Below are 14,699 nucleotides of genomic sequence, written 5' to 3' on the forward strand. Positions count from 1 at the left end.
AGATTGGTTCCGGATTGCTCGTTCACAATCAGAGCACGGCCGTGAGCAGGTGCGGTTTTCAGGTGGGGTTGAGCGCCTTCACGCGCCGTCGATCGTCAGCCTGGTAGTAGGCACGGGGGTGGTTTGGCAGTTGGGTAAAGGCGGGCGTCACGTCTCCCAGCGACCCGTAAGGATCAGCTCGCGAGCTGCTTCCCGGGTCTGGGAGCTTGAAGGGTCGCATAAATCAGATTGCAGGCAAAAATTAGTGACGCCGGCCCCTGGGGTGTGACCGCTACTGACGTCGCCAAAATAGAGCAGCATCTCTCCGAGGGGGCAGAGGATACCGCTCTCTTTTCCAAGTACTCTGCGGCACGGCTTAATAGTGGTAATAACCGTAGATCGGCCGCGCGCGGCCTTTGCACTTGATTTCTTCCTTGTACCCGTCGTCGTCCCACTTGCGCTCGATCTTGCAGCGGCCGCGACGATACTCTTCCTTGTAGGCTCTCCGCTCGTATCGGGGTTCGTCATAATAGCCGCGCCAACGCCAGCGGCCATGACCGCTCTCATCTTTCCAAGGATCGGCCAGTGCGGTCCCCGCACAGGCGGTCAATGCTATGCCGGCGGCGGCTAACATGGTCGCGATTTTCATGTTCAGTCTCCTTGCGCCAGGTGCCGGGTCAACGCTCATGTGGTGAGTTGGTTTCTAAATCAGTCTGCCAACTCACATCCATAGGACCTTAGTCCGACTCCCAGGGGCAAAGGTCCTGCGCCCATTGCGAGTGTTGCTGCTTGTTCCAGATACTGTCAGGAGCAAGGCCGCGAACGACGGCTGTCGATCAACTCGGGTCTATCGGGTCTTCCGCTATGGCATCAAACACCGGATGGAAAGAACGCGTTTTAGAAACCGCTTGGCGCGCAATTTCAAGCCCCTTCACGATCGGCGTGTATATGGCGGTTGCGATCTGGATTGCTTTTCTTGCGAGCGCCAAAACGGGTATTCCGACGTACATATTCATGGCCGCGGCGTTTTTGCTGGTGATATTCGTCGACCCGCCCGAGCGGCTAGCGAGATTTAGAGAACGTCGACGTCGATCAAGCCCGCTGTCTTCAGCAGCCCAGCGGCGGTCTGACGCTGTAACGGTTCGCGGGGGCGAGCACCGGTAGCCGTCGCTACCGCGATGACCCCTTTGAGAGTCCGAGAGCAGCGCCTTTAAGTCCCTTCTGGGCAACTCTGGGACCTCAAGTTCTTGTCCGACTCGCCTTGTAAAAGGATGTCGTGATGTCCGGCAGAGACGATTATCATTATCGGCGTCCAGAGCGAAGTCCCTCCACTGGCTTCCGATATGCACTACCCTCCTCTCTGTGGCGTTCATTGCCGTTACTCGTCGCAGGCGCGTCCTTGGGCGACAAAGGCCGTGATCTCGCGGTTCACGATCCCGGCCCGCCGAAGCAATTCCAACTGGCGACTGACGAAAAACAGGCCGCCAATGCCAAAAGCCGAAGCTGCGCTATTCGGCGGGCAAGCAGTCGAGCCAGGTGCGCTCGCTGCGGCGTTTTATGTCGGAGAGGCTGCTCGACAGAATTCTGCGCACGTTCAATGGCCTGCCTGCATAAGCGTGGTCGAACTCTGGAAGTCCGGATAGTCGCGACAAACTCTTTTGCAAAGTCCGCTTCGCTCCCCAATTGCGGTCATTCTATACACCTGCACATTTTGCCGACTTGGCCGGTTTCCGGACAGGCGGCTTCGGCAGCGCCACGAGGATAGCTCTCGGCGGTAGTGATCTTGTCGACTGCCGACGTCGCAGGCCGGCTTTCATCTTGAAACTGAGGTTGCCCGCAAGCGTCCGTTCGTGATCCTCCTTTTCGTGCCAAACCGCAAGATCGGTCGAGCGCAGCACAGCGCGGTCGTCTAATTGTGGCCATGGAGGACAGGACGATGAAGATAGCGCTAGGCAACTACCATGCCCGGATGCAGCGGGTGCTAGACCATATAGACCAGCATCTGAACGACGAACTCGACCTGGAAACCATGAGTTATGTCGCGGCCTTCTCGAAATATCATTTCCACCGGCAGTTCATGGCGACCTTCGGACTGTCTGTGCATCGCTATGTCCAACTCGCTCGGATGAAGCGCGCTTCATATCAACTGGCATACAGGGACGCCCAAAGCGTCACAGACATAGCGATGGATGCCGGTTACGACGCACCGGACGCCTTCGCCCGCGTTTTCGGCAACGGTTCGGGCAATCGCCTTCGTCGTTTCGGAAATCTCCCGAGTGGGAGCCGTGGCTTGCGGCCCTCGGGCCTCTCGACAACGCAAGGAGCAAGCTCATGCAGAAGACTTTTACGACTGAGGACGTGACGATCCGCGATGTGGCCCCGACGCCGGTGGCGATCATGGAGCATCGGGGCGACCCAGCGACGCTCGCCGCCACTATCCAGCGGTTCATCGCCTGGCGCAAGACCGCTGGCCTTCAGCCCAAGACAAGCCCGACCTTCAACGTCTGGCGTTCCGAGCGGCGTCCTGCGTCGCCCGCCGATTATAGCGTGGATTTATGTGCCGGGACCGACCAGCCGATCGATCCAAACGACGAGCAGATCAAGGTCGGCGTGATCCCAGGGGGACGTTGCGCAGTCTTGCGTGTCGTCGGCAATACCGACAATCTGGAGCCGGCGGTGCTCTACCTCTATCGCGACTGGCTGCCGGCAAGCGGGGAAGAGGCGCGAGATTTCCCGATCTACTGCCAAAGGCTCAGCTTCTTCCCGGAAGTGCCGGAGAATGAAACGGTAGCGGAACTGTTCCTGCCATTGAAATAGTGATCCTAGACGGCGGCTCGTCCCTTCCGATAGCCGGAAGTCGACATGCCGCTTTGCGTCACGAGCCGCACCTTACCTATCCAGCGGTCCGGCTTGTATTGCGTGGGCTGTTGGGAGCCGTGGCCCCATATCCGCAGTGGGTCGATCTTTCCGGTTGCCATCGAAACTTGCAGGGTGGAATGTGGTCACCCAGCCAGCTAGGCGGCGACAACGGCCACGCGCCGAAAGCGGTCACCGCGCGCCCGGCTTACGTTGTGCCTCTGGGATAGGCGCGACAGGGATGTCGCCGCCGCGCTCGTCTATTCCTTCGTACGCGCAATTACCTCGATCAGCGCCGTCATCTTCCTCGTCAGCGCCGAGTACAACATGGCGACGTCCTACATCGTCGGCCTCGTCGAGAACGGCGAATACGGCGTGGCGATCGCCTATTCCTCCATGCTGATCGTCGTGATGATCATCGTCATCACCGGCTTCCAGTTTCTCGTCGGCGAGCGGCGGCTGCGCCGCGAAAACCGGGTCGCCGGCCTCTCTCAAGCTTCACCCATTTCCGTCGGTCAGGAGAAAACCGCATGACCATCGTCAAACCCGGCTCCGTCGTTTTCGAGAACGTCCGCAAGAGCTTCGGCACCTTCACCGCCATTCCCGATCTGTCGCTCATCATCGAGCCCGGCACGCTGGTCACCCTGCTAGGCCCCTCGGGCTGCGGCAAGACCACGACGCTGCGCATGCTCGCCGGCCTCGAACACCCGACCTCGGGCCGCATCCTGATCGGCGGCAAGGACGTGACGATGCTGCCGGCCAATGCCCGCGACGTCTCGATGGTCTTCCAGTCCTACGCGCTCTTCCCGCACATGAGCGCGCTCGACAACGTCGCCTATGGTCTTGAGTCCTCCGGCCTGAGGAAGAGGCAGGCGCGATTGAAAGCGGATGACGGCCTGAAGCTCGTCGGCCTTGCCGGCATGGGCGAGCGCCTGCCAGCCGAGCTTTCCGGCGGTCAGCAGCAACGCGTGGCGGTTGCCCGCGCGCTGGTTCTTGAACCGCAGGTGCTACTCCTCGACGAACCGCTCTCCAATCTCGATGCGCGGCTGCGTCGCAAGGTCAGGACCGACATCCGCGAATTGCAGCAGCGGCTCGGCTTCACCGCCGTCTATGTCACGCATGACCAGGATGAGGCACTCGCCGTGTCCGACCGGATCATCGTGATGAAGGATGGAGAGATCAGTCAATCCGGTACGCCGCGTCAGCTTTACGAAGCCCCGGCCTCGCCGTTCATCGCCGATTTCATGGGCGAGGCGAATGTCGTTGCCTGCGAGATTGTCGGTACCGACGGCGAACAGACGATCGTGCGAGTCGGCGGTCTCGAACACCGCCTGCAGGGACGCAACGCAAAGCCAGGCGCAGCCAAGCTCGCCAAACGGCCGGGCGCAATCACGCTGGACACCCAGAACGGGACGGGCATCAAGGGGCGCGTGTTGCATTCGGCCTATCTCGGCGATCATATCGAATACGAGGTGGAAACCGATGTCGGGTCCTTGTTCATCGTCGACCATGCCGTCGATCGTGGCTTTTCGCCCTACGCCGATGTCACGCTCGGCTTCAAAAACCGTGGCGTTGCGCTGATCACTGCGTAAACTTCTCCCATTCGGAAGGAAAAATAGCATGAGCATGGATGAAGCGGGGCTTGATCGGCGCTTTGCACTGGCGCAATCAATCGCCGAGGAAGCGGGAGCGCTCGCGCTCGACTACTTCAACAAGCGTGAGACGCTGGTGATCGAGACCAAGCGCGATCCGCAGGATGTCGTTTCGATAGCTGACCGCGATGTCGAGACGATGATCCGGAATCGCGTTGCCGCGGAGCTTCCTGAAGATGGCTTCCTCGGAGAGGAATCCGGTCATGCAGAGGGCGAATCCGGCTATACCTGGATTGTCGACCCGATTGACGGCACTGCACCCTTCGTCAACGGCATGTCGATCTGGTGCGTGTCGATCGCGGTGTTGCATGACGGCATACCGGTCATCGGGGTGATCCATGTGCCCTGCGATGGCGAAGTCTATGCTTCGGCTGCCGGTAGAGGCGCGAGCCTCAACGGGAGCAAATTGAGCCTTGATCCGTCTCGTACGATCCAGAACGCCATCATCGGAGTTAGTTGCAACAGCTATGTCGCACCAGAGCGAGTCGGCCAGGTTATTGCCGCGCTCCTCGGCATGGGCGGCAATTTCATCCGCAATGGCTCAGGAGCACTGATGCTCGCCTATGTCGCGGCGGGGCGACTCGTCGGCTGCTACGAGCCCCACACCCGCGCCTGGGACTGCATGGCCGGTTTGTGCCTCGTCAAAGAAGCCGGCGGCGCCTACCTGTCCTTTCCAACCGAGCGCGAATCGTTGCTGGAAGGTCATCCGGTGCTCGCCAGCAATCTGAGTGTCTATGCCGATCTGCTGGCGCTTCATGGCTGAAGTACGCCTGTCGCTCGAACGGTTACCAGCCACCTCACGGATCAGGTGACAAAATCAAACCCCGATCACCCTGCGGAGCGGTCGTCCACCCCGGAAAAAGGCCTGGATGACTCCAGTTGGTAGAGGTTAGCCGTTCCTCATCGCGGGATGCTCCCTTCTGCGCAAGAGATCGCGTGGTGCACCGATCGGGGCGCTCGGCGCATGCGAGAAGCGCGCCTCTTGCGGTGGGCGCCTTACAGCGGCTCTAATAGGCAGCGGGAACCGTCGGGTCCCTGGATGGAACGCGACGGTTCCAACAACTGAAGCGCGGAACATTCGCCGGAGCATTGCGTGAAACACATAGTCCTGTTTTCCGGTGGCAGCGCCTGTCGTGCCATCAACATTGCGCTCTGCGGTAAGGCTCACGTGACCCGCATTGTACCCGCCTGGGATAGCGGCGGAAGCTCCAAGGTGATTCGTGAGAGGATTGGACTCCTAGCCGTGGGGGATCTGCGCCAGGCGCTAATGACGATGGCGCACGGCGAAGGCCGCGCGGGAGACGTCGTAAAGATCTGCAACGCTCGCCTCTCAAGCAATCTTGGCCAGGAAGGTGCGTTATCGGAATTCCTCTACTATTCGGAGGGCAGGCATCCGCTTCTCGAGCGTGTGGAACCCGGGTTGAGAGGCGCTATTCTCAATTATCTAAAGACATTCGCCTCCACGGTCGGAAGGGATTTTGACTTTAGAAATGGAAGTATCGGCAACTTCATTCTCGCGGGCGCATGCTTAGCGCACAACGGCGACGTAAACACGGCCGTTTTTGTGTTTCGCAAACTCTGCAGCATCGTGGGCGACGTCTGGACCTCGTCTTTGGACAGCGACCTGGTGCTCAGCGCTACGCTCAAAGACGGCAAGATAATTGAGCGTCAGGATGCGATCACCAGGCTCGCTGACGAAGATGCGAAGATAGGCATTGCCGATGTGCAACTCTCGACAAAATCTGGGGCGCAACCGCGGGCAAATCCAGTGGTGCTCGAAGCCCTCGCCAACGCAGACCTCGTTGCCTTTGGACCGGGTAGCTTTTACACGAGTTTACTACCGCACCTGCAAATCGCAGGAATCGCCAAGGCCCTTTCGCATGTGGACTGCCCCCGTGTCTGGATCGGGAATATCCTGCAATGCAAAGAGACAACGGATAGGACACTGGGCGATCTCCTGAATGCCGTTTCCGACCAATGGCACAAAGAGCAAACGTCCTGCCGCCCCCTCTTGACGCATGTCATGGCCAACCGCGTTTTCTTTCCATTTGAGAAGACCGTCGGGTTGTTCCCCTATCTCTCGCATGCGATGAACTCATCCGATCAATACAAGGTGATCACGGGCGAGTATGAGGACGCCTGGACCCGGGGCCAGCATGACGGCGAGGCCGTTGCAAGCGTGTTGCTCGACCTCGTCGGCGGATAAAACAGGCATCGTTACATGGTCGACAAGATGAGGACCCGAGGAACATGACCAGCAGGACGCCGAAGCGGGCGCTCAGCGAGCCGGTGAACCTGCATAGCGACGCGGATACGCGTCGCTATGCCAAGGAGGCGGTGCGGGTATTTCTGAAAGCCTATGGTAGCGGACCTTCAAGCCGATGAATGTCGGCGACTGTGCCTTTTCAGGCAAAAGCAGACGATCCCTTCTCCACCCATCTCAGGCAAAGGGAAAGCACTCGGCGGTGGCTGTCCCCGGAAGCTTGCCATTAGCATGCTCAGGCCGGAGAAGTGTTCAACGATGCCCAGTTTCTTCCTCAGAGCAACGCGACCGGAACGGCAGGACGTATGGTTCAAATTTACATCGTTATCCCACAGTATTAAACAGAACCTGTCGTAAAGACGAAGTGCTTTGAAAAGGAATGAAATGGGCCGCCAAAACACATTCGATGGTTTGTCCGAGTTTTTGGCTATTGCAAAGCGGCAGAGCGTCCGAAAAGCTGCGCTTGACCTTGAAGTGACGCCGGGCGCGATCAGCCAAGCGCTGCAGAAGCTTGAGCGGCGTCTTGGAGCCCCGCTCTTCCACCGCACGACACGGCGGATATCATTGACGGAGGCAGGGGAGACCCTGCTTGCGAAAATTGCCCCTGCAGCGCAACTCATCGAGACGAGCCTGGGGGAGACGCTCCAGCATTCAAACGAACCGTCCGGCACCTTAAAACTTATTGTCGAGCGCCTTGCGTTGCCCCATGTCATAGAGCCGATACTACCGGCTTTTCGCGAAGCCTGGCCGAACGTGAAGGTCGATATAACTGTAAGCAACACGCATGGTGACTTTATCGCCGACGGTTACGATGCGGGCATCCTCATCGGATCATATATCGCCAAGGAGATGATAGCGGTGCGGCTTTCGCCGCCCTTCAAATGGGCGGTCTTCGGATCACCTGACTACTTCAGGGAAAATGGGCGCCCTCGGGTGCCGGGCGATCTTACGAAACATCAATGCGTCCGGTTTCGCCGGCCGGAGAAGGGCGACATCTATCGGTGGGAATTCCTCGAGGACGGACAAAATGTCCGCATAGAGCCGAACGGCCCTCTGACGGTGAATGACGGGGAGCTTATGCGGAAAATTGCATCGCAAGGCTTGGGCCTGATCTATTCGTCGACATTTCACGCATCAAGAGAGCTTGCAAACGGCCAGCTTGAACCGGTCCTGCTCGACTATTCACCAGGCAGCGATGGTCTCTTTCTGTACTTCACCAGGACAACGCAAAACCAGCCAAAGCTGCGTGCGTTCATAGAGACCTGTTCCCAACTGAGGCGCTCATTGGCCTTAGCCAGCGGCAGCTCAACTGCCCACAAGCCCAAATGATGTAAGTTCTGCGCGGCGAGGCGGTCTTATGGGTAAGCAAGCGTTTTGAGATACGTGATAATGTCCGCCCGATCGTCAGGTCTCACAACGGTTAAGGTCATGCGCGTGCCCTGCAACATCCTGGCTGGATCAGACAAGTATGCATCGAGCGTGTCGTCGGTCCAGATTATGTTCGAATTCAGGATGGCCGTGGAATAACGGTAGCTCTCTATCGCTCCGGCTTTCCGCCCGAACACGCCATTCAAAGTCGGTCCGGACCTGTTTTGGCCCTCGATCGAGTGGCATGCTGCACATCGATTGAAGAGCTGTTTGCCGCGAATGGCGTCTCCCTCTGCAAACACGGAGGCGGAAGAGATGACAAGCACGAGCGGCGTTATGGTAAGGATAGGCAGGATCTGCATCGTGCTCTAGGCCTTCCTCAGGTAATCGGTATTGACCGGTAGCGTTCGCACACGTTTCCCAGTTGCCGAAAAGATCGCGTTGGTGACGGCTGGAAACACAGCTGCGGTCGCCGCTTCACCTATTCCTCCTGGCGGCTCGGCACTCGGGACAATATGGGTTTCAACGTGGGGTGCCTCATCGATGCGAAGCGGCAGGTAATTGTCAAAATTGCTTTGCTCGACGCGGCCGTCCTTGAGGGTAATCGCGCCATAAAGAGCAGCCGTGAGGCCGTACAAGGCGCCGCCTTCCATTTGGGCCGCAATCGTATCGGGATTTACTGTCAATCCGCAGTCTACAGCCGTGACGATACGTGTAACCCTGACCGCGCCGTCGCCGCCGACAGTGGCGTCGGCAATCATTGCGAGATAAGTGCCGAATGCGAACTGCACGGCGACACCCCTGCCCTGCCTGGCGGGGAGCGGCTTGCCCCACTCCGCCTTCTCTGCTGCCAGTTCCAGCACCTTCAACGCACGAGGATTATCCGTCAAAAGTCGCGTGCGGTATCCGACCGGATCGACTTTCGCTGCAGCGGCCAGTTCATCGATGAAGCTCTCGACCATAAAGACGTTGTGGGCGGGCCCGACACCGCGCCACCAACTGGTGAGCACACCTTGTGGCTCGACCTGGTTGAACTCGACCTGTATTGCCGGAAGCCTGTATGGTGGATGGACCGCCCCCTCGACGCCATCGGGATCCACACCGTTCTTCATTGCGGCTGGTGCGATGCGGGCAAAAATCGAAGATCCGGAGATACGGTGCCTCCACGCGACGGGGTTTCCCTGCTCATCAATCCCCCCTGACATTCGATCGTAATAGTAGGGGCGGTAGTATCCGTGCTGAATATCTTCCTCGCGGCTCCAGATCACCTTGACCGGGCCGTCGACCTGCATCGCGACCTTGACGGCGTGGATGATCCCGTCGACTTCGAGGCGGCGGCCAAAACCGCCGCCGACGATGTGATTGTTGATGGTGATCTTCTCCGGCGGCAGTCCGGTAACTGCCGCGGTCGCGAGCTTGGCTGCGGAGAGGTTCTGGGTTCCGACCCAAAGTTCGCAAGCATCTTTGCGCACGTGCACCGTGCAGTTCATCGGCTCCATCGCGGCGTGGGAAAGGAAAGGCAATTGATAAACGGCATCGATCCGCTGCGCTGCGCTCGCCAGCGCCTTCTCCACGTCGCCTTCGCTGCGTGCTATGGCGCCTGGCTTTACTGATTCCTGGTCCAGATGTCGTACGATTTCGGCGCTTGACACGTGTGCATTAGGACCGTCGTCCCACTCAATAGCCGCCGCCTCGAGCCCCTTCTTGGCCGCCCCGGTATGATCCGCGACGACCGCCACGGCGCTGTCCGTCAGCACGACCTGGCGAACGCCCTTGATCGCGAGTGCGGCCTGCTCATTGGCCGACTTCGGCTTCCCGCCAAGAACCGGCGCGATTGCGATCGCTGCGATCTTGGTGCCAACAGGAAATGCGTCGATGCCATACTTGAGCGACCCGTTGACCTTGCCTGGCGTATCCAACCGCTTTGCGGACCTACCCAGGAGCTTGAAATGCTCCGGAGACTTGAGCACAACATCTTCCGGATCAGGAGCAGGAAGCGACGCAGCAATGTCGACCAACACGCCATAGGCTAGCTTCTTCGTGCCGTTCTCGTTGAGAACAAAGCCATCCTCGGCGCGCGTGGTTGCGGGATCGACATCCCACTCCTTTGCTGCGGCCCGAATGAGCAGGGTACGGGCCATCGCACCGGCCCTACGCAAGGGCGTCCAGAAAGCGCGTATTGACGTGGAACCACCCGTCATCTGACGCCCGAGCATTGGATGGGCGTACAGGGCCTCGTTAAGGGGCGCATGCTCGAGCTTTACATCATCAAGTGCAATTTCCAGCTCTTCAGCGAGCAGCATTGCTTGGGCGGTGTAGATGCCCTGGCCCATTTCCACTTGCGGCATGACCAACGTAACAAGGCCGTTCCGGTCAATGCGAATGAAAGCATTGGGAGCAAAATCCGCGGCGGCATTGGCAGAGATACCGGGGCCGAGAGCGAGATTGACGATGAGACCACCTCCAGCCGCAGCGGTCGCTTTCAGGAAAAGGCGGCGGTTCAACTCTGGACCGGGAGCACTGTTTGACATGATCTTGTCTCCCGTTAGGCGCTTGCACTTGCACGCTTGATGGCGGCGCGGACGCGCTGATACGTTCCGCAGCGACAGACGTTGCCTGACATTGCGTTGTCGATGTCGTCGTCGGTGGGCTTCGGGGTTTCGTTGAGTAATGCTGCGGCAGACATCAACTGCCCTGACTGACAGTAACCGCATTGGGGGACTTCAAGCTCGGTCCACGCATCCTGCAGTGCCTTCCCATGCGCGACAGTATGTAAGGCTTCGATCGTCGTGACCTGGCTTTCTCCGACGCTTTCTATGGAAGTGACGCAAGAACGAGCGGCCACGCCATCGACGTGGACGGTGCAGGCTCCACAAAGTGCTTGTCCACACCCGAACTTGGTACCTGTCATACCAAGCACGTCGCGAATCACCCAAAGGAGCGGGGTGTCGCCGTCTACATCAGCAGTGTAACTGCGGCCGTTGACTTGGAGCGAAAATGTCATTCGTCTACTCCGGGTTTTGACCTCGAGCGCTCTGCGAAGATTATAAACTTATTGGCCAAAATAAACGTGCAATCACTTTACTGAATGTATAGCTACACTGAACAATCCGTTGGGATGCCCGAACGTCGACGAGGCAGCGAAATTTGCATTCACCAATTTTGTGGGGACCTCTCCTGGAAGAGAAGCTGCAGTGGAGACAGGCTCGAACCCGTGCAGGTGCGTTTGTTATCAGAAACGACCGCCGCTATTTCTGGGTCCCTGCGCGGGAGAGTTGGCGTGCTTGCCAACCATTCGGTCCATCGAAGCTGGAACGCCGCGGGGGCGCGGAGCATGGGTGATCCGATTGGGCCACTTAGAAAAGGTCGCAGGAACCCTCGGTTTCCGGTGACAGCGGCGATTTTAGAGTTGGGATTCCAGAGGCGACGCTACCGATTTGACGTGGCAATTTTGACCGCTATCCCCACGAATACCACGCCAGCCGCGCGGTCGAGCCACAGTCGACTTTTTGAAGATCGCCGTAGCCAGCTGCTGAGGGACCCGGAGAGAACGGAAATGAGCGCAAAGGAAGCGAACGCGCAAACGATGAACACACCTCCGAGCGCCAGCATCTGGAGGACAACGCTACCTCGCTCTGGCGCGGTGAATTGCGGTAGGAAAGCAAGGAAGAAAATCGCCACCTTAGGATTGGTGACGTTCATCATAACGCCGCGGGCGAACATCTGCCAAGCGGGCTTAGCTCGCCCTTTGATGCCCTCCGGTTCATCGGGCTTCGAGGTGAAGGCCTTGTAGGAAAGGTAGAGCAAATAGATCGCGCCTACAATCTTGAGGGCATCGAAAGCTGTCTGAGAGGTTTGGAAAATCGCCGCTACTCCGAGCGAGACAGCTACGGTGTGAACGATTAGGCCAGCGCAGAGACCAAGCGTGACGTATATTCCTACGGCCCTGCCAGAGAGAGCGGATTGGGTCAGCACAAAGAGATTATCGGGACCCGGCACCCAAGCCAGGAGAGTGGCAGCACCTACGAAGGTGAGGAGTGTCTCGAGCGATAACATGTCTCCCCTTCACATGAGTTCAGCGGAATAGCAAGTTCTCAAACATTGAACAGTGTGTCTGCTTCACATTTCCTGATGAATGGTGGAGCGCCCAGGGCCGAGCTGTTTTGCCGCTTGGATGTGTTCTGGCCCCGATCAGCTTCATGGCAGCCTCGACTTTCTCTATCTCGGATGGCTGCTCCCGCGCCGTTAGCTTGGAAGGCAACGATGTGCCCTCGAAAAAAGGCCCTAGACAGGGCTTGAGGAGCCTCGACAATGTGGCTCAATGCTTATTCATCTCGCTCGGTAAAGTATGATTTAATCGCAGTCCCCTGTAGGCTTCTATGATTGCAGGCGGCGCTGTCCACTCGTCTCAAGAGCCTTGAGCTATCTTGATCCTCCGCTTGGACGAGCACCTACGGTACCCGGTCAGGTGCAACGATACCGCCTTCATTCTCAAGTATGTCGATACCTTTAGCGACAGATTTTGAGAATTTCAGCCGCACGCCGATGCCCCCGCCGTGTCAAGGATGAAGACGGCCCCGGCGCTTTCCAGGGCTGTTTGCAAGGCAAGCACTTCAACATCATCCGGTTTGTATCGGGCCGCCGATCTCGCGGCAAGACGCGCCGCCCGCCGAAAAATACGGCGAAGATCACCAGCGTGATCAAGGCAATGAGCAATCTGCTCGCGACAAGGGAAGAGCCGGTTGTTCACGCGTGCTCCCTTTCGCATAAAGCTAAAATCGTTCGGGTCGGGCTGCGGCGGCGCGGCTGCAGCCCCAGCCCCTTTTCGCTTCATCAGGCCTCGAGCCAGACATATTCCGCAAAGGCATAGCCCATCTGGCCGCCGAGCGGGTTGGGTTCGAGCCCCTTGAGCTTGGCGGTGCTCGCATCGACGTTGGAGATATAGGCCGGGATGATAGTGCCGGCTTCGTTGGCGACCATCACCTGCATCTCGTTATAGATCGACTTGCGCTTCTGCTCGTCGAGCGAGCCGCGTGCCTCGATCAGCATCTTGTCGAATTTCTCCGATTTGTAATGGCTTTCGTTCCAGGGTGCTTCCGACGTGTAGAGCAGCGAGAACAGGATGTCGGGCGTCGGGCGCGGATTGATGTTGCCGAAATGAACCGGCGCCTTGAGCCAGTAATTGTCCCAATAGCCGTCAGAGGGCACGCGCTCGACATCGAGCTTCAGGCCGATCTCGGCGGCGGAGGCCTGGATGATCATCGCCATGTCGATCGATGAGGTTGCTGCCTCCGAGGCGATCACCGGAATCGATTGCCCGAGGACGCCCGCCTTCTCGAAGTGGAACTTCGCCTTCTCGGGATCGAAGGTCCGCGGCTTCAGGTCGGCATTATGATAGAAGTTGGCCGGCGAGACCGGCTGGTCGTTGCCGAGTTCGCCGAGGCCGCGGAGCGCCGACTTGACGATTTGCTCGCGGTTGACGAGGTACTTCATGCCCTCGACGAAGTCACGCTTGCTGCCGGGCTCCATGTCCAGGCGCATGTTGAGGTTCGTGTAGTTGCCGGAGGTGGTCTTCGACAACACGAAGCCGTCGCCCTGGCTCTCGACAAGGCGCATGGAGCGCGGATTGATGTTGGCGGCCAGGTGGATGTCGCCGGAGAGCAGTGCATTGACGCGTGAGCTGTCGTCGCTGATCGCGAAATACTCGAAGGAATCGACATGCGGGCCGGACTTCCAGTAGTTCTTGTTCTTGACGGCGACCGAGCGCACGCCCGGCTCGAAGACTTCTCGCATGAAGGCGCCGGTGCCGTTCCCCTTGGAGAAGTCGGTGGTGCCGTCGGCGACGATCATGAAGTGGTGCAGCGACAAGATGGTCGGCAGGTCGGCATTCGCGTCGGCAAGGGTAATCTCGACGGTCTGCTTGTCGACCGCCTTGAAGCCGGTCATCTGGGCCGCGATCTTCGCGACCTTCGAGCCGACGGATGGATCGAGATGGCGCTTTAGCGAGAAGATCACGTCTTCGGCCGTCAGCGGCTTGCCGTCGTGGAAGGTGATGCCGCTCTTCAGCTTGATCGTCCAGGTCTGGGCATCCTTGGACTCGATCGCCTCGGCGAGTTCCATCTGCGGCGTGCCGCTTCTGTCGAGGAAGGTGAGGCGGTTGTAGAAGGAGCAGCAGCGGACGTAATCAGTTGAAAGCGAGGCCTTCGCCGGATCGAGCGTATCGGCGGTCGAGGATGACCAACCGGCCGCCTTGAGCGCGCCGCCGGAGACCGGTGTTGCCGCAACCGCGTTATCGGCTCGGCCGAGCACGAGGCTGCCTGCCGACATCGCTACCCCGCCCGCGAGCAGCAGCTGCAGCAGTTCGCGGCGGGTCGCGCCGCGACGAATGGCGTTTTCGACCATGGCGTCGTCGGAGCGGGTCCAATTGGTGATCTTGTCGTTCATGTCGTTCCCCTTTCTGTTGTTGGCGGGGTGCCCGTCTGCTAGCGGGCTTTCCCCGTCCGGTGTTGAAGTCAGTTGAGTGCGGCGCCGGTAGCACCGGAAGAGCCGGCAACGCGCAAAACATAGAAACACTCACTCAT

At 59.0% G+C, this 14,699-nt stretch carries 13 protein-coding genes and 3 pseudogenes; 8 read left to right on the forward strand and 8 right to left on the reverse strand.

The features are described 5' to 3' along the window. Window positions 1–355 precede the first annotated feature (355 nt). Both CO656_RS10315 and CO656_RS30465 read right to left on the reverse strand, forming a co-directional pair. Complete coding sequence (locus CO656_RS10315) at window positions 356–628, reverse strand: hypothetical protein (RefSeq protein WP_037418625.1); 273 nt, start codon at window positions 626–628, stop codon at window positions 356–358. Window positions 629–815: 187 nt separating this feature from the next. Beyond that, complete coding sequence (locus CO656_RS30465; protein WP_097525679.1) at window positions 816–995, reverse strand: hypothetical protein; 180 nt, start codon at window positions 993–995, stop codon at window positions 816–818. A 475-nt stretch (window positions 996–1,470) separates the two neighbouring features. On the opposite strand from CO656_RS30465, the pseudogene CO656_RS30775 reads away from it, so the two are divergent. The 8 genes and pseudogenes from CO656_RS30775 to CO656_RS10355 all read left to right on the forward strand — a co-directional run. After that, window positions 1,471–1,593 (forward strand): annotated as a pseudogene (locus CO656_RS30775) (short-chain dehydrogenase/reductase); the annotation flags it as partial. Between the two features lie 322 nt (window positions 1,594–1,915). Beyond that, window positions 1,916–2,796, forward strand: a pseudogene (locus CO656_RS10330) (AraC family transcriptional regulator). A gap of 288 nt (window positions 2,797–3,084) precedes the next feature. Next, window positions 3,085–3,369: pseudogene (locus CO656_RS10335) on the forward strand (iron ABC transporter permease); the annotation flags it as partial. Continuing rightward, window positions 3,366–4,427, forward strand: a complete 1,062-nt coding sequence (locus CO656_RS10340; RefSeq protein ID WP_097525680.1) for an ABC transporter ATP-binding protein — start codon at window positions 3,366–3,368, stop codon at window positions 4,425–4,427. The pseudogene CO656_RS10335 and the gene CO656_RS10340, both read left to right, overlap by 4 nt. Window positions 4,428–4,455: 28 nt before the next feature. Then, window positions 4,456–5,250, forward strand: coding sequence for an inositol monophosphatase family protein (locus tag CO656_RS10345; RefSeq protein ID WP_097525681.1), 795 nt, complete (start codon window positions 4,456–4,458; stop codon window positions 5,248–5,250). A gap of 330 nt (window positions 5,251–5,580) precedes the next feature. Next, window positions 5,581–6,693, forward strand: coding sequence for a gluconeogenesis factor YvcK family protein (locus CO656_RS10350; RefSeq protein ID WP_097525682.1), 1,113 nt, complete (start codon window positions 5,581–5,583; stop codon window positions 6,691–6,693). A gap of 44 nt (window positions 6,694–6,737) precedes the next feature. Beyond that, on the forward strand, window positions 6,738–6,872 hold the full coding sequence (locus CO656_RS31235; RefSeq protein WP_272938895.1) for a hypothetical protein: 135 nt from the start codon (window positions 6,738–6,740) through the stop codon (window positions 6,870–6,872). Between the two features lie 262 nt (window positions 6,873–7,134). Beyond that, window positions 7,135–8,079: a LysR family transcriptional regulator gene (locus CO656_RS10355; protein ID WP_097525683.1), complete on the forward strand. Its 945-nt coding sequence runs from the start codon at window positions 7,135–7,137 to the stop codon at window positions 8,077–8,079. Between the two features lie 26 nt (window positions 8,080–8,105). Here CO656_RS10355 and CO656_RS10360 read toward each other — a convergent pair whose 3' ends face one another. From CO656_RS10360 to CO656_RS10380, 6 genes are all read right to left on the reverse strand, one after another. Further along, complete coding sequence (locus CO656_RS10360; RefSeq protein WP_097525684.1) at window positions 8,106–8,480, reverse strand: cytochrome c family protein; 375 nt, start codon at window positions 8,478–8,480, stop codon at window positions 8,106–8,108. Between the two features lie 6 nt (window positions 8,481–8,486). Further along, window positions 8,487–10,649: a molybdopterin cofactor-binding domain-containing protein gene (locus CO656_RS10365; RefSeq protein ID WP_097525685.1), complete on the reverse strand. Its 2,163-nt coding sequence runs from the start codon at window positions 10,647–10,649 to the stop codon at window positions 8,487–8,489. A gap of 14 nt (window positions 10,650–10,663) precedes the next feature. Further along, window positions 10,664–11,122, reverse strand: coding sequence for a (2Fe-2S)-binding protein (locus CO656_RS10370; protein ID WP_097525686.1), 459 nt, complete (start codon window positions 11,120–11,122; stop codon window positions 10,664–10,666). A 425-nt stretch (window positions 11,123–11,547) separates the two neighbouring features. Further along, window positions 11,548–12,174, reverse strand: a complete 627-nt coding sequence (locus tag CO656_RS10375; RefSeq protein ID WP_097525687.1) for a LysE family translocator — start codon at window positions 12,172–12,174, stop codon at window positions 11,548–11,550. A gap of 475 nt (window positions 12,175–12,649) precedes the next feature. Next, entirely contained in the window at window positions 12,650–12,868 is a 219-nt protein-coding gene (locus CO656_RS30470) for a hypothetical protein (RefSeq protein ID WP_202862282.1), read from the reverse strand. 83 nt (window positions 12,869–12,951) lie between these two features. Further along, the gene (locus CO656_RS10380) at window positions 12,952–14,562 is read right to left on the reverse strand and encodes an ABC transporter substrate-binding protein (RefSeq protein ID WP_097525688.1); all 1,611 of its coding nucleotides are present in this window, start codon (window positions 14,560–14,562) and stop codon (window positions 12,952–12,954) included. Window positions 14,563–14,699 lie beyond the last annotated feature (137 nt).

It is taken from the genome of Sinorhizobium sp. FG01 (assembly GCF_002531875.1).
Lineage (GTDB): Bacteria > Pseudomonadota > Alphaproteobacteria > Rhizobiales > Rhizobiaceae > Sinorhizobium > Sinorhizobium fredii_C.

Coding starts and splice junctions, on each gene's coding strand:
- CO656_RS10360 (WP_097525684.1), bottom strand. CDS start 8,480: ATGCAGATCCTGCCTATCCTTACCATAACGCCGCTCGTGCTTGTCATC.
- CO656_RS10380 (WP_097525688.1), bottom strand. CDS start 14,562: ATGAACGACAAGATCACCAATTGGACCCGCTCCGACGACGCCATGGTC.
- CO656_RS30465 (WP_097525679.1), bottom strand. CDS start 995: ATGAATATGTACGTCGGAATACCCGTTTTGGCGCTCGCAAGAAAAGCA.
- CO656_RS10315 (WP_037418625.1), bottom strand. CDS start 628: ATGAAAATCGCGACCATGTTAGCCGCCGCCGGCATAGCATTGACCGCC.
- CO656_RS10345 (WP_097525681.1), top strand. CDS start 4,456: ATGAGCATGGATGAAGCGGGGCTTGATCGGCGCTTTGCACTGGCGCAA.
- CO656_RS10370 (WP_097525686.1), bottom strand. CDS start 11,122: ATGACATTTTCGCTCCAAGTCAACGGCCGCAGTTACACTGCTGATGTA.
- CO656_RS10365 (WP_097525685.1), bottom strand. CDS start 10,649: ATGTCAAACAGTGCTCCCGGTCCAGAGTTGAACCGCCGCCTTTTCCTG.
- CO656_RS10375 (WP_097525687.1), bottom strand. CDS start 12,174: ATGTTATCGCTCGAGACACTCCTCACCTTCGTAGGTGCTGCCACTCTC.
- CO656_RS10340 (WP_097525680.1), top strand. CDS start 3,366: ATGACCATCGTCAAACCCGGCTCCGTCGTTTTCGAGAACGTCCGCAAG.
- CO656_RS10355 (WP_097525683.1), top strand. CDS start 7,135: ATGGGCCGCCAAAACACATTCGATGGTTTGTCCGAGTTTTTGGCTATT.
- CO656_RS31235 (WP_272938895.1), top strand. CDS start 6,738: ATGACCAGCAGGACGCCGAAGCGGGCGCTCAGCGAGCCGGTGAACCTG.